Origin of the sequence: uncultured Fibrobacter sp. (genome assembly GCF_900316465.1) — a bacterium.
In the GTDB taxonomy this organism is placed as follows: domain Bacteria; phylum Fibrobacterota; class Fibrobacteria; order Fibrobacterales; family Fibrobacteraceae; genus Fibrobacter.
Window position 1 is genome coordinate 1 of sequence record NZ_ONDD01000028.1, and the last position, 24,151, is coordinate 24,151.

Genomic DNA, 24,151 nt, shown 5'->3' on the forward strand with positions numbered 1-24,151 from the left:
CCTGACCTGCGCAAAGACTCCCGCTTCTTGAACCGTACGGGTAGCCGCCATTATGACTCCCAGGTGGCTTTTATTTGTGTGCCTTTGATTCACGACGGTCAGGTGATCGGAACGCTTTCGATTGACCGCCCGGTGGATGGCGCTACTGATTTAGACCGCGATGTGGCTTTGCTTGAAATCATTGCAAACATCACGGGTGATGCCGCTAACGAATGCATTGAACTGCATAACGAACACGAAGCCATGCTCGAAGAAAACCGCAAGCTTCGTGACATGCTTTCGAACAACCCCGGCGAACTGGTGGGTAACTGCCGCGAAATGCAGCAGATTTATGAACAGGTGCGCCAGGTGGCTCCGAGCGATGCGACGGTTCTGATTCGTGGCGGTAGCGGTACGGGTAAGGAAATGATTGCCCGTGCAATTGTGAATTTGTCTGAAAGAAAGGACAAGCCTTTCATTACGCTGAACTGCGCGGCTTTGCCTGAAAACCTGGTAGAAAGCGAACTTTTCGGTCACGAAAAGGGTGCGTTTACGGGTGCGGTGAATCGCCGTATCGGTCGTGCCGAAGCTGCCGACGGGGGAACGCTCTTCCTCGACGAAATAGGCGACCTTACGATGCAGACCCAGGTGAAGCTCCTGCGATTCTTGCAGGAACGTACTTTTAGCCGCGTGGGCAGTAACGAAGAACTCCATTCCGACGTGAGATTCCTGGCTGCGACAAGCCGCAACTTGGAAGAGCTAATTGCGCAGGGCAAGTTCCGCGAAGACTTGTTCTACCGCTTGAACATTTTCCCGATTACCATGCCCGATTTGGCAAAGCGCAAGTCCGACATCATCTTGCTGGCGGAGCACTTCATTGAAAAGATGAATCTGCGCTACAACAAGAAGGTGGCCCGCCTTTCGACGACGGCGATCAACTTGCTCATGAGCTATCACTGGCCGGGTAACGTGCGTGAACTGGAAAACTGCATGGAACGCGCGGTTCTTACTGCAAGCGACGACTGCATTCACAGCTACAACTTGCCGCCTTCGCTGCAGACAAGCCTTAGCGTCGGGCCTTCTGGTGCCGTGACGACCAAGACCGCTCCGCTCGAAGTGATGATGAACAATTACGAACGTGAAATCATTACCGAGGCAATCAAGCGCAATAACGGTAACCTTTCTGCCGCAGGCCGCGACTTGGGCGTGTCTCCGCGCATGATGAATTACCGTATGAATAAACTCGGCATCAAGTCCGGGCGTCAGTAATCTTGTGGATTACACCCCGCGTTTGTCGGGGTCCCAAATAACCTTGTGCAATTGCACTTGGAAACGGGCGTTGTTTTCGGTCATGATTTTGCTCGAAAGCATCCAGTCTACGATTTTGTCGTAGTCGAGGGTTCCGAATACTGGCGAAACATAGATGGACGGCATGCCTGTTGCCTCTTGTGCGTCGGTGGCCTTGATTTGGGCGAGCCTAGCGACAACGCTTTCGGTTTCGCTTAGGTCTTCGTCGGCGCCGACGACAAATTTCAGCACATCGTTACTGCGGAGCGTGGCGAGGTTTTCGATATGCATTTTGCCCGACATGCCGCTGCTTTTGCATTTCCAGTCCATGGTGTAGAACAGGTTTGCATGTTGCCACTTGCAGGGAATGGTGCCGTTGGTTTCAATATTGATTTTGAAATTTTTGTCGCACAAGGTTTGCAGGAGCTCGTAGACACCTGCATGGAGCAAGGGCTCGCCGCCGGTGAGTGTCACGCATTCTACGCCGCTTTCGGTGTGGTAAGCTTCTACAGCGTCTACGACTTCGGTAACGCTCATTTGTTTGTAGTCGTTGCCTTCGACGGCGTACATGGAATCGCAATAGCTACAGCGCAAGTTGCAGCCGTGGAGTCGTACGAATACGGCGGCCTGGCCGGTACGCAGGCCTTCGCCTTCGATGCTTCTAAAAATTTCGCAGACTTTCATGATGGCCTACGGGTCGATTTCGTATTCTACCAGGTTGCCTTCGCTTTCCTGGATTTGCACCTTGTAGCAGTGCGGAACTTGTTCGCAAATCCAGCGGGCCATGTTTTCGGCGGTGGGGTTTGCGTCCATCACGTCGTTTAAGAACTGGTGATCCAGCCTGCCGTGAACAAGTTCCTTGATGCGAGAAAAGTCGACGACCATGCCATTTTCGTCGAGCGTTTCGGACTTGCAATATACCGTAATAATCCAGTTGTGGCCATGCAGACCGCGGCATTTGCTTTCGTAGGGGAGCGAGAGCTTGTGCGCTCCCGAGATTTCCATGCGCTTGATGACTCTGTACATATTACGCTCCGTATTCCGTGGTGTCTTCGATGCCTGCTTCGGCGAGGGCTTCTTTTCGCTCGATACAGGTGCCACATTTTCCGCAATGGATTTTTCCGCCCTTGTAGCAAGACCAGGTTTGACTGTAGTCGATGCCGAGGGCTTTACCCTTGCGGGCGATGTCGGCCTTGGAAATGTTGGTGTAGGGGGCGTCAATGGTGATGCCTGCGTAGGTGCCTGCTGCAATGGCTGCCGACATGTTCTTGACGAATTCTTCGCGGCAGTCGGGGTAAATGGCGTGGTCGCCAAAGTGGTTTGCCATCATGACCTTGGTGAGGTCGCGGCTTTCGGCAAGGCCTGCGGCTACGGAAAGCATGATTCCGTTACGGAACGGGACTACGGTCGACTTCATGTTTTCGCTGTCGTAACTCCCTTCGGGAATGGCGTCTGCACCCTCTAAAAGCGATGACTTGAAATAGTCATGCATGAATTTGAGGGGGATGGTCAGGTGCGGAATTCCGAGCTTTTCGCAGTGGTACTTGGCAAAGGGAATTTCCTGGTCGTTATGGTTGCTGCCATAATCGAAAGAAACGGCGAGCGCGATTTCGTCGGCGCGTTCGTAAAGCAGGGTGGTACTGTCCATTCCGCCGGAGAGTACCAGCAAGGCGTTTTTCATGGGGGGCTCCTAGTTTTGTTTATAGTCAGGATGGATTTCGAACTGACTGGCGCGCAAATATAGAAAATTAATGAAAAATGAAAAGCTATATTTAGGTTATGTTTGGATTTTACCGATTCGCATCTGTTTGCCCGACGCTGAAAGTCGCCGATACTGCCTACAATACAGCTGAGATTATTCGCTGTGCAACCGAGGCAATTGATGGGGGCGCCGCCTTCGTCGTGTTCCCGGAGCTTTGCATTACGGGGTATACCTGTAGCGACCTGTTCCATCAGGAATTGTTGCTCAAGAAGAGCGTGGAATCGCTCTCGAAGATTGCAGAGGCGTTTGCAAAGAGCGATACGGTGATTGCGGTGGGGCTTCCGCTACGCATGTTCGGTTGCCTGTACAACTGCGCCGCCTTTGTGCAGAAGGGTAAACTTGTGGCGGTGACGCCCAAGATTCATTTGCCGAACCAGCGTGAATTTTATGAAAAGCGCCATTTCTCCAGCGGCCGCGACTTGTTGCGTGGCGGTGTAGCAGGGGCTGCGCCGGTTTGCCCTGTTGAGGGCTTCGGCGATGTGCCGGTGACGAACTTCTTTACGGTTGCCGGAAAGTCTGGCTCCGAGGTCCGCGTGGGCGTGGAACTTTGCGAAGACTTGTGGACCGCGGTGCCGCCGAGTGGCGAACTTGCCCTGGCTGGCGCGAATGTGATTGTGAACCTGTCGGCAAGCGATGCCTTGGTCGGCAAGCGTGATTACCGCCGTAACCTGGTGATGAACCAGTCGGCACGTTGCATGGCTGCCTACGTTTATTCGTCGGCGGGCGTGCATGAATCTACGACGGACATGGTCTTTAGCGGTCACTTGATGATTGCCGAGAACGGCAGCATGATTGCCGAAAGCAAGCCGTTTAGCCGCGAATCTGAAATTATTTACGCCGATGTCGATGTGGAACGCCTGAACATGCAGCGCTTGAGCGAAGGCTCGTTCCAGGATTTCGACAGCCGCAGCTTCTATGCGCGCGCGGCGAGTTTCGATGGCCTGCGTTCGATTGATAGCCTTAAGTATCGCTTTGTGGCGCCGATGCCGTTTGTGCCGGGCAACATCGAAACTCGCGACAAGTCCTGCACCGAGATTTTCAATATCCAATGCGCAGGACTTGCGAAGCGACTCGAAGCGTCGCATTCTGCGCGCGCGGTGATTGGCCTTTCGGGCGGCTTGGATTCTACGCTTGCCTTGCTCGTGGTGGCCGAAACTTTCAAGCTCCTGAAACGCCCTGCTTCTGAAATCCTGGTGCTTACGATGCCTGGATTCGGTACGACCAAGCGCACCAAGAACAACGCCGTCACGATGGCGGAACTCTTGGGCGTAGAATTGCGCACGGTTGACATCCAGAAGGCTTGCCTGCAGCATTTTGCCGACATCGGTCACGACCCGAAAACGCTCAATGTGACTTACGAAAACGTGCAGGCCCGCGAACGCACGCAGATTCTGATGGACATTGCCAACAGTGTAGGCGGAATCGTTATCGGAACTGGAGACCTTTCTGAAATCGCTCTCGGCTGGAGCACTTATAACGCTGACCATATGTCCATGTATGCAGTGAACTGCGATATTCCGAAAACGCTCGTGCGCCATGTGGTGGGCTGGTATGCCGACCATGCCGAAAGCTTTACCGCCGACAAGAAGACGGCAAAAGAACTTGCCGACGTGCTCCGCGATATCTTGGACACGCCGGTGTCGCCGGAACTTTTGCCCGCCGATGCGAACGGCCAGATTGCACAGAAGACCGAAAGTATCTTGGGCGCTTACGAAATCCACGACTTCTATCTGTACCACTTTGCAAAGTACGGCGCGACCCCACAAAAGCTCCTGTTCCTCGCGAAGTATGCCTTTGCCGGCAAGTTCAGCGACGAAGAACTGGAGAAGGCATTAGCCGTATTCGTGCGCCGATTCTTTACGCAACAGTTCAAGCGCAGCTGCATTCCTGACGGCCCGAAAGTCGGTACAATCTCCCTGTCGCCCCGCGCTGACTGGCGCATGCCCAGTGACTCAAGCTTCAGCGATTGGATGTAGGTTTCTTGGCGATAAGCTCGTCAAACGTTTTTTCACGTTCTTCAGGCTGCTTTAAACCTAAAGCTTCGTCAAAAATATCGGATGAATTACGATAATCTACGGGTTCTTCGTTCAAATAATTGTCTACAAAAAATGAATTACCCCTACCGGGAATAAATCCGAAAACTAAACATGTTATTCCGGTGATGACGGCCCAAAAGATAAATAGGATGATCATTAGAAAAAAATCGGCCCCTATACATAAAAGGAATAATGTCATTACAAGATAAAACCCAGTAAAGACTAACCATGTATATAGCCGACCTTTCATCTTATCAGTCATGCCTTAAATATAAACTAATGAAAAAAGAAATGCTGATGCTGAAACGAGTTCAGCATGACAGTAGGCGAGGAATGGAGGTGCCGGAACGAGTCCGGCAAGACAAGTAAGAAGATAATCGCTTAGCAAGCGATAATAAAGCGTCGGCCAAGGGTGCCTTCGCAAAAGTGTGCAAGTGAGTGTCGCATAGGCTTGTTTACTTGCCTATATGACCGAACGCAGCCACGGACGCCGTAGGCGTCAACTCCGAGCTGGGGCCCCTCCCGCATTATCAAGGGGTTTTAGGGGTGTACCCCTAGGCGAGAGGGTTACGAAAAACCCGGCTAGATCCTTCGATTTCGCCCAATGGGCTTCTCCACAAGGTGGATAACGACCACTAAGGGACTTTGTCCCAAGTGTTGTATAGCTCAGGATGACACAGCCGGGGTTGAAGTGAGGGGGAGGCGTCCCCCTTTTACTTAATCAAACAGTTCCGGGTCGGATTCGTCAGAATCATCGTCGTCGTTAGACCCGTCATCGAAAGTGTCGGGCGGGGTGATTCGGGTGGCGCGCTTCACCTTTTTGGCGGTGAACTTGCTGCCCAAAGCCTTGTAGCCCTTGACTTCGGCGACTTCGGTCAAATCGAGTTCTTCCTTCTGGACTTCGCGGCCTACCTGGTATTCCATGAGCTCGCGGGCGTCTTCGGTGGCGAAGAATTCAATCATCTGCGTATCCTTGTGGTCAGACACGAGGCTGAATTCCGTAGTCATGGGGCAGCCTTCCAAATTGAAACGCTTGACCATGTAGTTGAAGTTGCCGCCTTCGAAGTAGAGAATCGTAAAGACTTGTTCCGGATCGAACTTGTGGACGTACTTGATACCGGTACCCACGAGAATCGGGTCGGCCATGTCGTGAACGCGGGCGGTGCCGTTTTCCTTGACAATGAGAATCTTGTCCTTTTCGCCGAATTCGCCGATGCGGTCGCCCTTCTTCTGGGTGCTGATGATGCCGGCGAGGGCGTCAAAGTAGAGAACGCGGGCGCCCAAGGTGCTCACGCCCTTGCGGACGCGCTTGATGCTCTTGACTGGGTACTTGGTCACAATGTTACCCATGGCGCCACGGCCCTTCACGTCGATGGAGCTGAAATCCACCTCGAAGTTGAGCTTGGTGCGCGGACGCGGCTTCAGCGTGACTTCCACGACTTCGGCTTCGCCGTTCAGGTTGCTCGACATGTACAGAATCTTGCTGCCGGGCTTGCCCTTACCCATAAAGTAATCCTTGTCGCGGGTAACGCCACCCACGTTGAATCGCTTGATATAGTAAGCGCCGTCCTTGCCGTCCTGGTGAATCACGTTGTAAATGTGGCGGTCGTCGTCCTTCTTGAACTTTTCGACGAGCAAGATATTCTTGCCCACAAAGTCCTTGTCGCTGACTTTGACGACCTTGAAGCTGCCGTCGGCCTTGAACACGATCAAGTCATCGTATTCGGACACGTCGAAGAGGTATTCTTCCTTCTTCATGCCGGTGCCCACAAAGCCTTCCTTGCGGTTCACATAGAGCTTCTGGTTGGCAAGAGCCACGTGCACGGCTTCGACCTTGCCGAATTCGGCAATCTGCGTGCGGCGTTCCTTGCCTTCGCCGTACTTTTTCAAGATGTTCTTGAAGTGCTCGATGGTGTAGTCGGTAATGTGTTCCTGGTTGTACTTGCAGGTTGCGATGCTTTCTTCCAGTTCCTTCAGAAGCTGGTCGGCCTTTTCGCGGTCGTAATGGCTTATGCGGCGGATCGGAATTTCGATGAGTTTGCCGATTTCTTCGTCGGTGATGTCCTTGCGGTGCAGGCGCTTCACGTACGGCATAAGGCCTTCGCGCACGAAGTTGATAATCTGTTCGCGATCCTTGGCCTTCTTGATGACCTCGTAGACTTCTTTTTCGATGAAGATCTTTTCGAGAGTGGTCATGTGCCACTTGTCTTCGAGGTGCTTAAGTTCGTTGGCGAGTTCCCATTCCAGGAGCTTGACCGTGTGCTCCGTGTTCATGCGCAGAATGTCGGAGACGCCAAGGAATTTCGGGTGCTTGTCGACAATGACGCAGGTGCAGGGAGAAATGGACTTTTCGCAGTCGGTAAAGGTGTAGAGGGCGTCGATGGCGACCTGCGGGTCGGTGCCCGGCTGCAGATGCACGAGAATTTCGACTTCTTTACTCGTGTTGTCGTCGACGTGCTTAATCTTGATTTTACCCTTGTCGTTTGCCTTCACGATGCTTTCGATCAGGCTGACGGTGGTAGTGCCGTACGGGATTTCGCGGATGGCGAGCGTCTTGTTGTCGACCTTTTCAATCTTCGCGCGCACGCGGACCTTACCGCCGCGCTGGCCGTCGTTGTAGTCGCTTACGTCGATGATGCCGCCGGTAAAGAAATCCGGGTACAGCGTAAACTTCTTGCCCTTGAGGATGGCGATGCTTGCTTCGCAGAGTTCCCTGAAGTTGTGGGGGAGGATCGAGGTGGAAAGACCCACGGCGATACCGTCTACGCCCTGGGCGAGCAAGAGCGGAAACTTGACAGGGAGAGTCACCGGTTCCTGGCTACGGCCATCGTAGCTCGGGATCCATTCAGTGGTTTCGGGGTTGAATACGACATCGACTGCGAACGGCGTGAGGCGGCCTTCGATATAACGGGGGGCTGCTGCACGGTCGCCAGTGAAGGGGTTACCCCAGTTACCCTGGGTGTCAATCAGCAAATTTTTCTGGCCGAGGCCCACGAGTGCATCGCCAATGGAGGCGTCGCCGTGCGGGTGGTAGGCCATGGTTCGACCGACGATGGTGGCCACCTTCTGGTAGCGGCCGTCGTGGTTTTCGAAAAGGGAATGCAAAATGCGGCGCTGCACCGGCTTAAGTCCGTCTTCGTAGTACGGAACAGCGCGGTCCAAAATCACGTAGCTGGCGTAGTCCAGGAACCACCCGTCATAGAGTTTTTCAAGGTGGTTAACGTTTGAAAGTCCAAGGGTCGAATCTTTAATTTCTTCGCTCATATTCAAAAAATGCGTTTTAAGGCTTAAATTTCAACGTACGGACACAATATAAAAAAAAGTAGTGTCAAAAAATTGACACTACTGCACAAAGGTGCAAAAATGCTCAATTAGAAGCTGAACAAGGCTTCAACACCGAACTTGAGGTTCAAATCTTCGCCGTAGTCAATTGTAGAAACGGCAGCGGCGTGCTCAGCCTTTTCCCAGTCGTCACCCATGGGGAGAATTGCCATGAGGAATCCTGTTACATCGAGGCCATCGACCGGAGTAAAGTAAGAACGCAGACCGAAGTTCAAAGTACCGAGGTCGGTATCCACGTCAAGAGAGTTCGAGTGCAATTCGCCAACGGCACCGAGGGCGAATGCGTCGTTGAACTTGATGATGCCTTCGCCGTAAGCAAACATGTATTCAGGAATTTCGATGTCGTGAATCGTTGCATTTTCCAGGTTGTCTGCCAGTAGGGCGTAGAAGAATCCGCCCTTGACAGTTACGTTGGCAACCTTGAAGGTGGGTTCTGCTAAGAAGGCGTGAGAGAATTTTGGGTTGGACTTGGTGATGTTGTCTTTATGCAAGCCATAGACGGCGTGAATGGCGAAAGGACCGAATTCGAGGGCGGCGTCCAAACCGGCGTGGAATTCGTTTTCTCCCTCAAGCTGCCAATTTTGGTAGTGAACGAACGGGCGGAGCATTTGACCGGCTAAGTCAAACTGGTAAGCGGCGTGCACATCGTAGCTCTTGCAGGCTCTTTCTGCCGGAATCGGGTTTCCGTTTGCATCGTATTTCTGCTCGCTGCAAGTGGCGTCATTGCCGCTTCTGGTCAAGCCAAAAGCGAGCTGCAGACCATAGAGATCCAACTCGATACCACGGACATCGTGTTCCTTCATGCCTGCGGCGTAATCAGCAGGATCCATGTAGTCGTAGTAGTTGAATGCGCCTTCGGCATAGGTCATGTCACCAAACTTGATGGCAAAGTTATCGTTCTTTTGGTATTGAACGAACGCACCGTTATAGTGAACTGCCGGCGAAGTTCCTTCGCCATCGGCTTCAATTTCAACCTGGGCAGACCACTTTTCGTTAAACTTTACTTCGAAATCGACATCAACGGTAGACCAGAAATCGTGATAGAAGTCCTGTTCGCTGTCGTTTTTCCAGTTGACGTAGGTGTCAAATTCAGCCTGGCCGGAAACCTTGAATTCCATGGCCTTCTTGCCTTCCGGTGCGGGGTCGGCCTTGGTGATGTTCAGGCGTTCTATGAATGAGGCGCCTTCTTTAGCTTCTTCTTTCTGTTCTTCGGCCTTGGGCTCTTCAGCCTTGGCTACTTCTTCTTTCTTTTCTTCGACTTTGGGTTCTTCTGCCTTGGCTTCTTCTTTTTTCGGTTCTTCGGCAACCTTGGTTTCTTCGGCCTTCGGGGCTACGGCTGCCGTGTCGGCGGCCGGAGCGGCAGCTTGCTGTGCTTCGGGTTGAGCGGCTTCGGCCTTCGGGGCTTCAGCAGCGGGTTGTGCTGCGGGGGTAGCGGCGGCCGGTTGAGCGGTCGGGGCTGCATCCGGCTGGGCTGCAGGGGCTGCAGCCGGGGCGGCTTGTGCAAAGGCGCTTGCGGCGGCGAGGCCGAGCATGATTGCAGAAAGTTTCATGGATTTCATTTGGAGCTCCTTTATGAATGTTAATCTTTACGAAATTTAACAATGTAAACGGTTTTTGACAAAACTAACGAAAAAAAGTGCCTTTTGGGGGCACTTTTCTAGATATTCCGCTGTTTTATTACTAATTCTGGGACGAAATTTCGTTCAGAGCTTCTCCCATGTACTTGCCAAAGAGCCTAGAAATGGCTTCGGCGGTAGTTCTCGGTTCGCGGTTGTCCATGCTTAGCTTTTCATCAAAGCTCTTTTCCCAGATAGCCTGGTCGCTTTCGGTCTTGCGGAAGGTGAGTTGCACGGCGAGACGTGCGTACTGCGAAGAACCTTCGTCCACTTCTTCGATGGCGATGATGTTTCCGAGAAGTTCAAAGTCGGGCTTGCCGGTGGGCTTGGTTTCGACGGTCTTGAAAAGTCCGCTCTTGGCGATGTATTCGCCTGCAACTTGGGCCATCATGTGCTCGGGGCGGCTGGCCCACAAGTCCAAATCGTAGAACATGAAGTCGTAGGCCGATTCGCGGTAAACAATGTTTGTGCGCTGGTAAGCGGGTTCAATGGTGAACTTGCGTACCTGCAGACGTTTGTCGGCGAATGCTCCCGCCGAGGGCATGCTGATTTTTTCGACGGCGATTGTGTAGTAGCGCGTGGGTTCGCTAGAACCACCGCCCAAGCAGGCGGTCAAGGAAAGTGCGATTGCCGATAAGAGAATGAATTTCTTGAACATGGATCACTTCCTTCTAGACTTGTTTTCGGCGTGAATCAGCACCGACGGATTGTTCTTAATCTTCTGCGAGAATTCTTCGAGGTTTTCAAGCACGGCGTTGAGTTCCACCACGGCGTCGCCGACCTGGTCCTGATTCTTGTAAACCATCTGGTCGAGGCGTTTGGAAAGCTGGTTGATCGACTCCAGAGTCTGCGTGATGTTTTCGTTCATGCTCTTGGTGTCGATTGCTTCAAGTTTTTCTTTGACCAAGTCCATGTTTTCGCTTGTTTTGGCAGCAATCTTTGCTTCTTCGATTTCGGCGAGAACATTTTTCATGGAGGCCGCCGCATTCGAAATGTTGTTGATGGGCTTGTTCAGGTTCTGGGTCATATTGTTCAGATTCCTGGAGGCCCCTTCAAAATTCTTGATAGCGCTGCTGATGTTGTCGGCGTTTTCGGACGAGAAAATCTTGTTGATGTTTGTCAAAAGCGAATCAATGTGCCCGATAATGTCTGTTGCCTTGTTGGCCATTTCGTCAAAGGCCGTTTTTTCGGCGGGAACAAATCCACCTTCAGCTACATCGGGTTCGTCAAAGCGTCCGCCCGAAAGCACAATCTGTTTTTCGCCGGTGAGTGAAATGCCGTGAGTCATGCCGGCGCGGGTGCCAATCTTGATGGGCGTGCCCTTGTTTACGCGGAAACGGACAATCACCTGGTTCAGGTTCGAAGAATCGATTGCAATCTCGGTGACGTTACCGACATCGATACCGTTCAACTTGACTTGGGCATCTTTGTAAAGACCGATGACCGATTCGCTGAATACGGTGTAATAGTTGTCAAATTCCTTGTTCAAAAAGCGCGAAAGCACATAACCCAAGAATATGCAAATCATGATCCCGCAAAGGAGCATGAAGGCGCCAATCTTGATTCGTTCGGAGCGTGTGGTTTCCATGGTTACTCCAAATCAATCGATAAAGTTAAAATGGTAATATTCATTGTTGTCTTCTTCCTTGGGGCATTGCCTATTGAAGAAATGCTTGAGTATCGGGTCTTCGCTATCAAGCCCTTGCTGCAAGGTGCCGTCCAGGAGCACGTAGCCGTCTTTCAGGTAAATAAAGCGGTCGCAGACAATTTTGATGCTTTCGAGTTCGTGGCTCACAATCACCATCGAGACCCCGAGAGTGTCGCGAAGTTCAAGCAAAAGTTCGTCAAGTGAGCGGGCGGTCACCGGGTCAAGGCCGGTCGAGGGCTCGTCGCAAAAGAGCAGTTCCGGTTTGAGGGCGATGGCGCGGGCGAGTGCTGCGCGGCGCTTCATGCCGCCCGAAAGTTCGGAGGGGTACTTATGGAAGGCATGCAGCAGGTGCACTTTTTCAAGTCGGTCGGCTACAATCGCTTCCATTTGCTTTTTGGGCATGTAGGGCATGCTGCGAATCAGCGGAAGCATGGCGTTCTCGGCAACCGTCAAATCCGACAGAAGAGCCCCGTTCTGGAAAAGCACTCCCGTTCGCAGGCGAGTCTCGAAATCGAGACCTTCCTTGGCACCAAACTGTTTTCCGAAGTAGGTGATTGTACCGCTTTCGGACTTGTAGAGCTTGAGGATGTTGTTCATGAGTGTCGACTTACCGCACCCAGAACTGCCAAGAATCATGCGGATTTCGCCCTTCTTGACGTCGAACGAAATATCGTTCAACACGGTCTTTCCGTCGTAACCGGCTTTCAGGTGATCTACTTTGAGAGTAATGTCGTCCATGTCCGCTCCTAGTAGAATATAAAGCTGAACGCGCAGTCCGCGACAATGATGGCAGAAATCGATACCACGACGCTAGATGTCGTTGCAAGGCCAACCGCTTCGGCACCGCCTTCAGCATTGAGGCCCTTGTTGCAAGAAATCAGCGTAACCAACCAACCGAATGCGATGGATTTGACCGTACTCTTTAAGAAAAGAATCGGCGGAATCCCGTCGCGGATGGACTGGAAGTAGTTCGCAAATGAAATGTCAAAGAAGAAGTATCCGATCAGGAAACCGGCAAGGCAGCCCGCAATGCCGGCACAGAAGGCTAGAATTGGGGTGCAAATCGTCATCGCGATAAAGCGGGGGACCACCAGGTACTGCACCGGCGAAATGGCCATGGTCTTGATGGCCTTGATTTCTTCGCAGACAGACATGTTCGCAATTTCAGCCGCAATAGAGCTGCCGGAACGGCCTGCCAAGATAATGGTCGTTAAAAGGGGGCTGATTTCGGCGAAAATCAAGTAGCCAAGACCTGAGGCGAGGTAGGATCCGCCGCCCACGGCCTTGAGCATGAATGAACTCTGGAGAGCCATGGTAAAGCAGATGAGGGCGACCATCAGAAAGCAGATGCCCGTGGCTTCGGTACCAAGCATAAAGACCTGCTTGGCGGTCCCGCCGAACTTGCTGCGACCCTTGTCGAAAGGCCCGCAAATCATCCAGTAGATGCTCATGTTCAAGAGGATAAATACTTCGGCGACTTCTTTGGCAACGACAATGGTCTTTGCGCCAAGGGCTTCGAGGATGTTGTTGTATCCGTGCTTGACTTTTTCAGGGATTTTTTCTTTCTTGAGGGCCCTGAGCTGAGCCTTGATTTCATCGTTGAAGTGGGCGAGCGTGAGCTTGTTGCCGGTTTTTTCGCTTAAATCGGCGAGGAGCGCAAAGAATGCGTCTCCGCTGTAGTCCATTCGCGTAAGGGCAGAACCATCGAGACAAAGCGGCTCGTTTCGGAGCGTACGCCGACACTCCCGCAACAAATTCTTGCTGTTTGCGGCTGTAAGAGCTGCTGGGAGTGTGATTGTTCTTCCTTCCATTGAGGCGAAATCTAGAAAATCGGTAAAAATCGTGTTACGTTTTTTACTTTTTTACGACGAAAAGCCGTATAAACAAGATGATTCGCAATGCGATTTACTCTTTCCAGGGTGCTTCGGCATGTTCTTTCACTTTTTGCTCGTGAACTTCGCGTTTTTTATGCCATTCGGCAAGCTGTTCCTTAAAGGTTTCTTTAAGGCGTTCCATGCCGATATTTTCACGGGCGCTTACCTGAATGGCCTCGGGATAGTTCTCGCGGAGCTCAGTGCGTCGAGCCTCGTCGCAGATTTCGGCCTTGTTGAAGACGCGAATGCGAGGCGTTTCGGGACTGATAATGCCTTCAAGCGTTCGGTGCGTGACTTCGAGGTGCTCGCGGTAATCGGGCGCAGAGCCGTCGACGACTTCCAAAATGCAGTCCGCATGAGCGGCTACACCAAGCGTACTCTTGAAGGTCTCAATTAAGTTGTGCGGAAGTTTGCGGATAAAGCCGACTGTGTCGGATAAAATAATGTTTTCGCCGTCCAAATACAGCTTTCGAGTGGTACTGTCGAGGGTGGCAAACAACTTGTCTTCTACATACACGTCGGCGCCAGTCAGACGGTTCGTGAGTGTCGATTTGCCTGCGTTCGTGTAACCAACGATACCGATATGGAAAATGTCGTTCCTGTTTTCGGCTTGGCTTTCTCGGGCATCCTCGATTTTTTCAAGCTTCTTTTTAAGTTCTTGAATGCGCTTGCGGATCATGCGGCGGTCCGTTTCAAGCTGTGTTTCGCCAGGGCCTTTGGTTCCGATACCGCCGTTATGCTGGCGGCAAAGGTGGGTCCATGCACCGGTAAGGCGGGGCATCATGTACTGGAGCTGTGCCACTTCGACCATTAAACGGCTTTCGGCGGTAATGGCATGCTTTGCAAAAATATCGAGAATAAGGCCGGTTCTGTCGAGAACCTTGATTCCGGGGAGTCTCTGTTCTAGATTGCGAACCTGTGAACCAGAAAGATCGTCATCGAATACGACCATCTTGGCGTCAAGTTCTTCAAGGGCTCGCTTGACTTCGTTAACCTTGCCTTCGCCAATGAGTGTTGCCGGACTGAAATTTTGTACGCGTTGTAAAAAGCTTTGCACGACTTCGGCGCCTGCAGTTTCTGCAAGTCTTCCGAGTTCTGCAAGCTGTTCGGTTGCAAGCCACGGACGCACCTTGGGTGTAGAAATCCCGACAAGAATGCAGCGTTCCTTTTGTGGCTTGTGTTCGATGGTCAATTCCTTCATACGAGCTACATATTAGAAAAAACTTTTGTTATAATTACGCTAAATAATTTGATTTGCTATGAAAAAGTTTAAGTTAAAACGTTGGATGCCCTTAAGCCCAGCCATTATCGTGGTTGCGGTTGCGGTAGTTATTCTTGTTGTTGTTTACGCCTTGGTCGCTCGCGAGGCCTATTTTAAACAGGTCGAAGAATCTATTGTGCAGAATACGCAGCGAATGTCTTCGGAATTGACCGAAAAGCTGAAATATGCAAAAAGCAGTATTAAGCTGGTGTCTTATTCCGTGTCCAAGAAAATGGATGGTCCGGAACTTCGCCGCCCGGAATCGGTATTCTTGTCAATGATGGGTGAGGTTCCCTTTTCAAAGATTGAATATATTCGAAAAGATGGCCTAAAGCTTTCTTATGACGAGGAACCGATTGATGTCTCTGAAAGCGATTTTTTCCGCCAGGGACTCATGGGCCGGTCTGGCATTTGGATCGATTACAAGGCCAAAACCTTCAGTGAATCAAAAATCAACGTATTTACCCCGCTCTATTACAATAATTCCGTGATTGGCGTGATTTCGGGAATCTTGGGCGGTAAAAAAGACCTTTTGCCCTTGCTCAATAATACGGTGAATGGTGTGCAGACGGTGGTGCTTGTGTGCGATGGTGAATTGAATATCATCGCCTCGAACATTGTCGAGAATGATTACGGAAAATCTTTTGAAAAACGTGCCCAGGAATTTTTCCCTGCGGATATTTTTGACATGTTCAAAAAGAATGCCGTTCTCAAGGAACCGAAGGCGTTTAGGTTTACTACGGAATATGGCACATCGATTGCGAGCGTGATGCCGGCAAACGAACTGGGGTGGTTCGTTGTACAAATGGTGCCGTACCATGTGCTGACAGGTGTAACCAAGGTAATTGTGCTAAAGTCGTTCTTTGCACTTTTCTTTGTTCTGCTTTTCTTTATCATCTATATTCACTCAGTTTACCGTACCAATCGTCGCTTGCGTAGCGAATTAGAAGGTAAACACTTGAACGTCATCAATGCGCTTACGGATTCTTATGGAAGTGTCTTTGTCATTGATTCCAAGACTGGTCAAAGCGAAAGCTATTGCATTGACGAGAATGTGTCGCGTTACATGCAGGATGCCTTTGATAAGTCTCCGCATTACGATCAACTGACGTCTCTGTATGTTAACCGTATGGTGCTGCTCGAAGATCGTCCGCTTTTTGATCGCGTTATCAATTTGGAACGCCTGAATCGTGAATTCCTGAAGCGTAACCGTTTTGAATTCATTTACCGCATTTCTAGAGGCGGCGTCATTCATTACATGCAGGTTCATTATGTCAAGCCGTCCAAGGACCGCCCGGAATTTGTCATGGGTATCAAGCTTGTCGATGAATCCATGAATGCAGAACTTGAAAAACGCAAGGAACTGAACGAACAGCGCGTGGCGCTTGTGAAGGCGCTTGACCGCGCACAGCGTGCCGACAAGGCGAAGTCGAATTTCCTGTTCAATATTAGCCATGATATTCGAACTCCGATAAATGCGATTCTTGGCTATGGTATTCTCGCCCAAAAGTATTTGCTGAACCTGAACTTGCCCGATTCCCAGACATCGATGCTGAATTACTATATGAGGGGTATTCAGTCGGCAGGTTCGCTTTTGCTCGATATGATCAATTCGGTCTTGAGTCTTACGACAATTGAATCGGGTTACGAAAAACTTGAAGAACACCCGGCGTTGACGGCAACGTTGAGCGAAGACTTGATTACGACTTTTGAACAGACTGCAAGACAAAAGAATGTCATGCTGCAGGTCTCGCGCAATATCAAGTCCCGTTGCGTGTATGTCGATAAGGTGAAGTTCCATCAGATTCTTTTGAATATTGTGAGCAACGCCATCAAGTACACTCGTGCTGGCGGGCTTGTCCGCATTTCGTTGCGCGACTTGCCTCATGAAACTCAGGGAATGTGCTATATCGAAACGGTTGTTGAAGACACGGGCGTCGGAATTTCGGAAGAATTCTTGCCGAAGGTGTTTGAACTCTTTGAACGTGAACAGTCGGCGCTTACCCGCGGTATCGATGGAACCGGTCTTGGACTTAGCATTGTGAAAAAGCTGGTTGACCTGATGCGCGGAACGGTGAAGATTACAAGCCGAGTGGGCGAGGGTACCCGTGTCGTGGTTGTAACTCCGCACCAGATTGCCGATGACCAAGTAGAAGATGCTCCTGTCGAGGAATCTCCGTTTAAGAAATCCCTTACTGGAAAGCGAATCCTTGTGGCCGATGACGATCCGCAAACGATTGAAATTGTCTCGAGTATGCTCCAAACGGCCAATGCCGATGTCGTTAGCGTCAATAACGGTAACGACTGCTATCGAAAAATCGATATGTCTCCGGCAGGCTCGTTCGATGCCGTGCTGATGGATGTGAAAATGCCTAAGGGCGACGGCCTTGAAACGACGGTTCGAATTCGTAAAATGGAAGACCGCCGTAAATCGAGATTGCCTATTATCGCCCTGTCGGCAAGTGCCTTTGAAGAAGAAAAACAAGCGGCATTCGATGCCGGCGTGAATGGACACGTGACAAAGCCGATAGATTTTACGGAATTGTTCGCATTGATTACGCGCTTGTTGAAGTAGTGGAATTTCCTTTTAATAAATTTGTTGCATGAAAATTCGCCTGACACAAGAAACCTTGAATCGCCTGAAGCGCTTTCGCAAAAATAAGCGGGCGTTTTGGTCGTTAGTCGTGCTTGTGGTGGCGTACTTGTTGTCGCTCACGAGCCCTTGGACCGTTAACGATGAACCGCTCTTGATGCGCTACCAGGGGAAGACGTATTTCCCGGCATTTGTGCGTTATAGTGATGCGGACTTTGGCGGAGAATACCAGACCGAAGCCGATTACAGCAAGCTGTTTGCCGCGGTGCGCGAATGCGAAGAAGATGCGGCCGAAGGCTTTACGCGTGCTGGTGGCTGCCCCGAAATTTGGGCGATTATGCCCCCGATTGCGCATGATCCCTTGAAGGCGGATTTGAGCGAAGACGGAACACCTCCGTTTGCGCCGAGTGCAAGGCATTGGCTCGGAACCGACAGCAATGGCCGCGATGTGCTTGCCCGCTTGATTCACGGGTTCCGCATTTGCATTAGCTTCAGTTTGCTTTTGACGGTGCTGGGAACCTTCCTCGGCATTGTAATTGGCGGTATTCAAGGTTATCTCGGCAAGTTCTGGGATACAGGCATGCAGCGCTTTATTGAAATCTGGTCGTCGCTCCCGATGCTTTACGTAGTGATTTTGATCGGTAGCATTTATGGCCGCAGTTTCTGGCTTTTGATTTTGATTATGGCTGCGTTTAACTGGATTTCTCTCAGCTATTACATGCGTGCGGAATTCTTGAAATTGCGTGGCATGACTTACGTGCAGTCGGCCAAGGTCTTGGGCATGGGACATCGCCATATTTTCTTCAAGGAAATCTTGCCGAATGCGATGACGCCTGTGGTCACGCTTTTCCCGTTCACGCTGATTGGCGGAATCGGAAGCTTGACATCGCTAGACTTTTTGGGCTTTGGCTTGCAACCGCCTACACCTAGCTGGGGCGAACTCATGAGCCAGGGACTCAATAACCTTTATGCACCGTGGATTTCTGTCAGTACGGTAGCCGCACTCTTTGTAACGCTTCTCCTCACAACGTTCGTGGGCGAAGGCGTGCGTGATGCCATGGATCCCAAATCTGGAGACCGCTATTTATGATTCCGGTTTTGCAGGTTCAGAATCTTTCGGTGGCTTTCGGGTTTGACAAGAATGGCAAACCCCGCGAAGGAATAACTCCGCTGCAGGTAACGGACAAGGTTTCGTTTGAAATCAACCAGGGCGAATTCTTTGCGCTGGTGGGCGAGTCCGGCTGCGGAAAGAGCGTGACGGCCATGAGCATTTTGCGCTTGCTGCCGCAACCGAGTGCACAAATCGTTGAAGGCTCGGTGCTTTATAAGGCCGACGATGACGCCACTCCGATTGATTTGGCTAAGCTCCCTTTGACGGGTCTGCAAAAGATTCGTGGTTCCGAAATCGCATGTATTTTCCAGGAACCCATGCAGGCCTTGAATCCGGTGGTGACAATCAAAAAGCAACTGCTGGAAGTCTTCAAGTTCTGTGGCATCAAGGGCGATAGCATTGCAACCATTCGTGAAATGCTGACTCTTGCAGGCTTCAAGGATATAGACCGCGTTCTGGATTCTTATCCGCATGAACTTTCGGGCGGCATGTTGCAGCGCGTGTGCATTGTGATGGCTCTGCTTTCTAAACCCAAGCTCATTATTGCCGACGAACCGACGACGGCCTTGGATGTGACGGTGCAGGCACAGGTGCTTGCGGTGCTCAAGGATATGGCTAATCGTACTGGAACGGCAGTCCTTTTGATTACGCATAATATGGGAATCGTGTCACAGTACGCCGACCGTGTGGCCGTGATGTATGCGGGGCGCATTGTGGAAACGGGTTCTGTTCGCGACGTGATTGACTCTCCGATGCACCCGTACACGCAGGGCTTGCTGGCGGCTATTCCCGAGAATCACAGCGACATGCGTACTATGAAGTCCATTCCGGGTTCTGTGCCGCATCCGCGTGATTTTGCAAAGGGATGCCGCTTTGCGGACCGCTGCGAAAAATGCACCGAACAGTGCCGCAGCGAAGTTGTTCCGCCAAAACAAAAAGCTTCGGGCTCGTCGAACCACGAAGCAAATTGTTTTATGATTTGATTGAATTTTTTGTCACACGAATTCGAAAAAGCTAACGCCTTTTCAAAAAAAGTCTTAAACAGATTTTACGTTAGTAAAATCCCAATCGTGCGGCTCCAAAAGAATCTTGTTTCTGGGATTACTTGAATTCCTTGCACCACTTGGGCACAATTTCTGTCGCCTTGCCTTCCACGAAAACATCCGTGTAAGGATCGCTTGTCGGAACTTCCAGATTCAAACATGTCACCTTGGCGCCAAAGCTCTTGGCAAAACTCTTGAAACCGGCGGCGGGGTAGACCACGCTACTCGTGCCGATGTACACGAATTCCTTGCAATTCCTTAAGGCGTCCTGGATTTCTTCCATGTAAAGCGGCTGCTCGCCAAAGAACACAATGTCCGGGCGGCTCATGCCGCCGCAGAACGGGCAACGCGTATCCAGAGTTTCTTCGCCTTCAAAAATGAATTCATGCTTCGGATTCTTTTCGCAGGTGAGGCGCATCAAGTCGCCGTGCATGTGCAACACGCGCTTGGAACCGGCGCGTTCATGCAAGTTGTCTACGTTCTGCGTCACAAGCAAAAAGTCGTCGCCTAAGCGATCTTCAAGTTCTGCAAGCGCAAAGTGAGCGGCGTTGGGTTCGTGTTCCTTGAGTCCCTTGCGCAAGAAGTTGTAGAAATCCTTGACGCGTTTCTTGTCACGGTAGTAACCTTCGGGCGTGCACACGTCATCAATGTTTTCGTGTTCCCACATGCCGTCGTTACCGCGGAAGGTGCGCAGTCCCGATTCTGCACTGATGCCGGCACCAGTCAAAACGACAAGTCTTGGGAATTTGGTCGAACTCATTAGCAGATTCCTCCAAAGAAAAGGGTTTCAGCTACAATGCCGTGTTCAAAGTCAGGCAGGTAAAGGCTTTCATTTTCGCCGTGGGCGTTGCATTCGGGGTCTTCGAGGCCCGTTAGCAAAATAGGAATGTCACCGAAGGTGTTGCGGAACAGTTCTGCACCCGGAATGCTTGCGCCGCAGCCGATAAACTTGGTTTCGGCGTTGTAGGCGGTGGCCATGGATTCACTCATTTTCTTGAAGAACGGGTGAGCTGTATCGGTCACGAAGGGGTTGGCTCCGTCTTCGGTTACGATGCTACACTGAAGGCCGTAGGGCACTTGGGCCTGCAAGAATTCGACCAGTTGCTGGGTCGCCACATCGGCATCCATGCCGGGGGCGAGTCGAATGCCGATGCGTGCGTATGCGCTGTTCTGCAAAACATTGCCAGCGTTCGTGCGGCTTCCGACTTCCATCGCGGTCACCACAATGGAGGGCCTGCGCCACAGCGACAAGAGGATTTCGTCTTCAGGGACTTTGAGCTTCACGCTTTCCAGAATGCCGCCGTCGTTTCTGAAAATCTTCTCGGTCATGCCGAGGCTCTTGTAAGAGGCAAGTTCCGCTTCGGTCGGAGGCACGAGCGTGTCTTCAAAATTCGGAATCAAGATATTGCCCTTGCCGTCGGTAAGGCTTGCAATCATGCGGCAAAGCACCTGGCCGGGGTCAGGAATCGGGCCCGACCAGCTTCCGGAATGGAGCGGAGCCTTGGTCGCCTTGAGTTCCACATTCACTGCACTCATGCCGCGGAGCGTCGTCGTAATCGAGGGCGTTCCCTTGGCGAAGTTTCCGAGGTCTGCTACAATCACGGCGTCGCACTTTAAAAGTTCGGCGTTCTTTTTCAAGATGACTTCAAATCCGGCACTTCCGGATTCTTCTTCGCCTTCAATCAAAAACTTGAGGTTCGGACCGTCATTCTTTTTCCAGGCGCGCACCTGTTCAAGGGCGGCCAGGTGGGTCACGATGCCTGCTTTGTCGTCGGCCGTGCCGCGACCATAGAGTCGGTCGCCCTGGAGGCTCGCTTCAAAAGGCTTGGTGTTCCAGAGAGCTTCGCGCATGGGGGGCTGCACATCGTGGTGGGCGTACAAAAGTACCGTCGGCTTGTCGGGGCTGGTCAAGCTTTCGCCGTATACAGACGGGCGACCGCTTGGCGGCAGCAAAAATTGCACGTTGGTTAGTCCTGCGTCCAAAAAAAGCTGCTTCACGGCTTCTGCGGATTCCAGCACGTATTTTTGGTCAAAATTGTCAAAACTGATGGAGGGAATACTCACCAGATCGCTTAAGGTCTTGATGTATTCCGGCATTTTCGTGTGTATTGCCGAGACAATAGAATCAATCGTTTTCTGTTCCATTTTAGGCCCTCTTTCGCTTAAACAAAATAGAAAACGAATTCCCAAATGGTCGCCCAAGGGTGATATTTTCTATTTTTTTTGATATAAGTTTCGGCAAAAGGAATTCCCATGTCTTTCAACTGCGTGAATCACGAATATTACCTGAACTTTGGCGACCGTGTTTTGGCGCTCATTCGCCGCATTTTTCACAAATATCCCGAATTCCGCCACGATTCTTTGAAACATGTGGCTAGGTTTGCCCCGTATATCCCGTTTATGGGCGGGCGTCCGGACTTGAGTAAGACTCTCAAGCGCGTCATTACCTTCCCGGACCATAGCAATTCCCTGTACCTCGGTTGCCCCATTATTTTGGCGGCCGGTGCCAACAAGACTGCCAAGCGCATTTGCGACTATGCCAACATGGGCTTTGGCGGCATTTCCGTAGGAACCGCCACCCGCAAGTTCCGTGAAGGCAACACGCACCGCCCGCGTATCGGTTTTCTTGAAAATGACCGCGCAATTCACAATAGCATGGGCCTCAACAACGAAGGCGTCGAAGTCATTGCTCGCCGTGTCGACGAACAGTTGACCAAGGCTCACAAGGTGGGGCTTTGCGTGGGTGTGTCCGTGGCAGAAACCCCGGGTCTTACCGATGACGAAGAAAAGCTGAAGGACTTGCTCGAAAGTTTTGCCATCGCCTACAAGGCGGGCGACTTTATCGAAATCAATTTGAGCTGCCCCAATACCGGTGAATCCCGTGTAGATATGGACTTGTCGCTGACCGAGCGCATTTTCGGTGAAATCATGAAATACCGCAATGCCCAGGCAATTCGCAAGGCCGTGTATGCCAAGATTAGCCCCGACCTGTCGGAACGTCACTTGGTGAACGTCATGGACATGATCGTGCGTACGGGCGTAAACGGTGTGGTGGTGGGCAATACGTACCCGACCAAAAAGATGAGCGAACTCCCGGTGGAATCCAAGCTTGAAAACTTGACTCCGCTTCGCGCCGACGGTGACTGTGGCGGCATGTCGGGTAGACCGCTCTACGAAAACATGATGTGGAACGTGACCTATATCCGCAAGCATTACCCCCAGATTAGCGTGATTGCCTGCGGCGGTATTGACCACGGGTTCAAGATTTTTGACCTCATCAAGCTTGGTGTTGATGCGGTGGAATGCTACTCGGTGGTGGCCTTCCGCTGGATGGCGGCACATGCCATGCGTAAGGAACTTGAAGCGGCCCTATTTGAAACGGGCTACAAGACGCTTGCGGACTACGACGACCACAACCCCAAGCAAACGAAAGCAGTGTAATATGAAAATGCGTAGTATTGTTCTCGGGCTTCTCCTTGCGGCGGAAGCTTCTTTTGCAGTCCCTTGGCTCGGTGTCACCTTCAAAAAGGCGACTTTCGAAAATCACCTCGCCTTGAACGTTATCGGCGTGCATCCGGAATCGGGCTGCTTTACGGCGGGCATGGTTGCGGGCGACCAGATTGTTGGCGTCGAAGGTCAAACGCTTACCGGTATGGCGCAGATTCAGTCGGCGGTTGCGAACCATAAGGCGGGGCAAAAGGTCAAAATCGAAATTGTGCGCGAGGGTAAAAAGAAAACGCTTACGGTTGCCCTTACGGAACGCCCCGATGACATCAGCTCTTTAACGGGTTCTGCCATCGGTAGTAAAATTGCCAAGTTTGGCGAAAACTTCTACAAGAATGGTGAAAAGCGCAAGGAAAAACCGAAGGCTACTTTGCTCGATTTCTGGGCTACTTGGTGCGGTCCTTGCCGCAAGACACTCCCGGTGCTTGCAAACATCTATAAAAAATACAGTTCCAAGGGTGTCGAAATCATCGGTATTGCCGATGAACCTGTCGAAACGCTGAACGATTTCTATGCGCACCAGCATGCGTCGCCGTATCCGCTTTATCGCGACGCTAAAAAAGAAATGTGGATGCGCTATGGCATCCACGCAGTTCCGACACTGATGTTGCTCGATAAAGATGGCTACATCAAGCGGGTCTGGAGCGGGGCTCCGACCGAATACATGATTGAACAAATCCTGAAGGAAGTTCTGGATTAATTATTCAATAGCAGCTTTTTTCTGAGAAGCGAAGATATCTTCGTATTCTTCTTTGCTAATGCGGGCGTAACCCGTAGTAATGCCGCCGAATTCGTAGTAAGCGGAGTCGCCCTTGACGCTCATGCAATAAGGCATGTCGAGCGAATTCTTGCCGCAAAGCTTGCCTTCTTGGATAGTGGCGGTCAAGTCGCCGTTCACGTTACGAATTGTGAAGTCCTTGTTGTTTTCGCTCAAGACTTCAAAAATCATATTAGCTTCGCCCTTCCAGCAGCCGGTATAGTTGGCATTGTCGCCGCAGCCGAAAAGGAACATCGAGGAAATAAGAGATGCGGAAATAAGAATAACTTTCTTCATGCTCTTAAAATAGTATTTTTGAATGCTGTAAAATGCAATTT

21 protein-coding genes are annotated in these 24,151 nt (G+C 51.3%); 7 read left to right on the plus strand and 14 right to left on the minus strand.

Annotated elements, in window-relative coordinates; all coding sequences use genetic code 11:
* Positions 1 to 1,248 (plus strand): sigma 54-interacting transcriptional regulator (locus tag QZN53_RS10535; protein ID WP_163438919.1); only part of this gene is annotated, 1,248 nt, incomplete at its 5' end.
* Between the two features lie 9 nt (positions 1,249 to 1,257).
* Here the strand turns inward: QZN53_RS10535 and QZN53_RS10540 are convergent.
* From QZN53_RS10540 to queC, 3 genes are read right to left on the minus strand one after another with little or no spacing between them, the layout of a single operon-like run.
* Positions 1,258 to 1,950: a radical SAM protein gene (locus QZN53_RS10540; RefSeq protein WP_163438920.1), complete on the minus strand. Its 693-nt coding sequence runs from the start codon at positions 1,948 to 1,950 to the stop codon at positions 1,258 to 1,260.
* A gap of 6 nt (positions 1,951 to 1,956) precedes the next feature.
* A complete protein-coding gene (gene queD, locus QZN53_RS10545; RefSeq protein ID WP_163438921.1) occupies positions 1,957 to 2,292 on the minus strand; it encodes a 6-carboxytetrahydropterin synthase QueD in 336 nt (111 codons plus the stop codon).
* Position 2,293: 1 nt separating this feature from the next.
* The gene (queC, locus tag QZN53_RS10550) at positions 2,294 to 2,947 is read right to left on the minus strand and encodes a 7-cyano-7-deazaguanine synthase QueC (RefSeq protein ID WP_163438922.1); all 654 of its coding nucleotides are present in this window, start codon (positions 2,945 to 2,947) and stop codon (positions 2,294 to 2,296) included.
* A 98-nt stretch (positions 2,948 to 3,045) separates the two neighbouring features.
* Between queC and QZN53_RS10555 the strand changes: the two genes are divergently transcribed.
* Positions 3,046 to 5,004, plus strand: coding sequence for an NAD(+) synthase (locus QZN53_RS10555; RefSeq protein WP_163438923.1), 1,959 nt, complete (start codon positions 3,046 to 3,048; stop codon positions 5,002 to 5,004).
* On the opposite strand, the gene QZN53_RS10560 is transcribed toward QZN53_RS10555, so the two are convergent.
* The 8 genes from QZN53_RS10560 to hflX form a co-directional block, all read right to left on the minus strand.
* Positions 4,988 to 5,326 (minus strand): hypothetical protein, encoded by a 339-nt coding sequence (locus QZN53_RS10560; RefSeq protein WP_163438924.1) that lies wholly within the window; start codon positions 5,324 to 5,326, stop codon positions 4,988 to 4,990. The genes QZN53_RS10555 and QZN53_RS10560 overlap by 17 nt on opposite strands.
* A gap of 455 nt (positions 5,327 to 5,781) precedes the next feature.
* Entirely contained in the window at positions 5,782 to 8,328 is a 2,547-nt protein-coding gene (locus QZN53_RS10565) for a DNA gyrase/topoisomerase IV subunit A (RefSeq protein WP_163438925.1), read from the minus strand.
* Positions 8,329 to 8,435: 107 nt separating this feature from the next.
* Positions 8,436 to 9,965, minus strand: a complete 1,530-nt coding sequence (locus tag QZN53_RS10570; RefSeq protein ID WP_163438926.1) for a porin — start codon at positions 9,963 to 9,965, stop codon at positions 8,436 to 8,438.
* Positions 9,966 to 10,086: 121 nt separating this feature from the next.
* Entirely contained in the window at positions 10,087 to 10,680 is a 594-nt protein-coding gene (locus tag QZN53_RS10575) for an ABC-type transport auxiliary lipoprotein family protein (protein WP_163438927.1), read from the minus strand.
* A gap of 3 nt (positions 10,681 to 10,683) precedes the next feature.
* Positions 10,684 to 11,610: an MlaD family protein gene (locus tag QZN53_RS10580; protein WP_163438928.1), complete on the minus strand. Its 927-nt coding sequence runs from the start codon at positions 11,608 to 11,610 to the stop codon at positions 10,684 to 10,686.
* Positions 11,611 to 11,622: 12 nt separating this feature from the next.
* Positions 11,623 to 12,408 (minus strand): ABC transporter ATP-binding protein, encoded by a 786-nt coding sequence (locus QZN53_RS10585; RefSeq protein ID WP_163438929.1) that lies wholly within the window; start codon positions 12,406 to 12,408, stop codon positions 11,623 to 11,625.
* 8 nt (positions 12,409 to 12,416) lie between these two features.
* Positions 12,417 to 13,481, minus strand: coding sequence for an ABC transporter permease (locus QZN53_RS10590; RefSeq protein WP_163438930.1), 1,065 nt, complete (start codon positions 13,479 to 13,481; stop codon positions 12,417 to 12,419).
* Between the two features lie 94 nt (positions 13,482 to 13,575).
* Complete coding sequence (gene hflX, locus QZN53_RS10595) at positions 13,576 to 14,745, minus strand: GTPase HflX (RefSeq protein ID WP_163438931.1); 1,170 nt, start codon at positions 14,743 to 14,745, stop codon at positions 13,576 to 13,578.
* Between the two features lie 58 nt (positions 14,746 to 14,803).
* Between hflX and QZN53_RS10600 the strand changes: the two genes are divergently transcribed.
* From QZN53_RS10600 to QZN53_RS10610, 3 genes are read left to right on the plus strand one after another with little or no spacing between them, the layout of a single operon-like run.
* Entirely contained in the window at positions 14,804 to 17,380 is a 2,577-nt protein-coding gene (locus QZN53_RS10600; RefSeq protein WP_163438932.1) for an ATP-binding protein, read from the plus strand.
* 28 nt (positions 17,381 to 17,408) lie between these two features.
* Positions 17,409 to 18,488: an ABC transporter permease gene (locus tag QZN53_RS10605; protein ID WP_163438933.1), complete on the plus strand. Its 1,080-nt coding sequence runs from the start codon at positions 17,409 to 17,411 to the stop codon at positions 18,486 to 18,488.
* A complete protein-coding gene (locus tag QZN53_RS10610; protein ID WP_163438934.1) occupies positions 18,485 to 19,492 on the plus strand; it encodes an ABC transporter ATP-binding protein in 1,008 nt (335 codons plus the stop codon). The genes QZN53_RS10605 and QZN53_RS10610 overlap by 4 nt, the downstream gene beginning before the upstream one ends.
* A 118-nt stretch (positions 19,493 to 19,610) precedes the next feature.
* Here QZN53_RS10610 and QZN53_RS10615 read toward each other — a convergent pair whose 3' ends face one another.
* Together QZN53_RS10615 and QZN53_RS10620 are read right to left on the minus strand one after the other, a co-directional pair.
* Complete coding sequence (locus QZN53_RS10615) at positions 19,611 to 20,312, minus strand: NAD-dependent deacylase (protein ID WP_163438935.1); 702 nt, start codon at positions 20,310 to 20,312, stop codon at positions 19,611 to 19,613.
* Positions 20,312 to 21,697 (minus strand): M20/M25/M40 family metallo-hydrolase, encoded by a 1,386-nt coding sequence (locus QZN53_RS10620; protein ID WP_163438936.1) that lies wholly within the window; start codon positions 21,695 to 21,697, stop codon positions 20,312 to 20,314. The genes QZN53_RS10615 and QZN53_RS10620 overlap by 1 nt, the downstream gene beginning before the upstream one ends.
* Before the next feature lie 108 nt (positions 21,698 to 21,805).
* On the opposite strand from QZN53_RS10620, the gene QZN53_RS10625 reads away from it, so the two are divergent.
* Both QZN53_RS10625 and QZN53_RS10630 read left to right on the plus strand, forming a co-directional pair.
* On the plus strand, positions 21,806 to 22,993 hold the full coding sequence (locus tag QZN53_RS10625; protein WP_163438937.1) for a dihydroorotate oxidase: 1,188 nt from the start codon (positions 21,806 to 21,808) through the stop codon (positions 22,991 to 22,993).
* A 1-nt stretch (position 22,994) separates the two neighbouring features.
* Positions 22,995 to 23,756: a thioredoxin-like domain-containing protein gene (locus QZN53_RS10630; protein WP_163438938.1), complete on the plus strand. Its 762-nt coding sequence runs from the start codon at positions 22,995 to 22,997 to the stop codon at positions 23,754 to 23,756.
* Here the strand turns inward: QZN53_RS10630 and QZN53_RS10635 are convergent, their stop codons facing one another.
* Positions 23,757 to 24,110, minus strand: coding sequence for a hypothetical protein (locus QZN53_RS10635; RefSeq protein WP_163438939.1), 354 nt, complete (start codon positions 24,108 to 24,110; stop codon positions 23,757 to 23,759).
* Between the last annotated feature and the right edge of the window lie 41 nt (positions 24,111 to 24,151).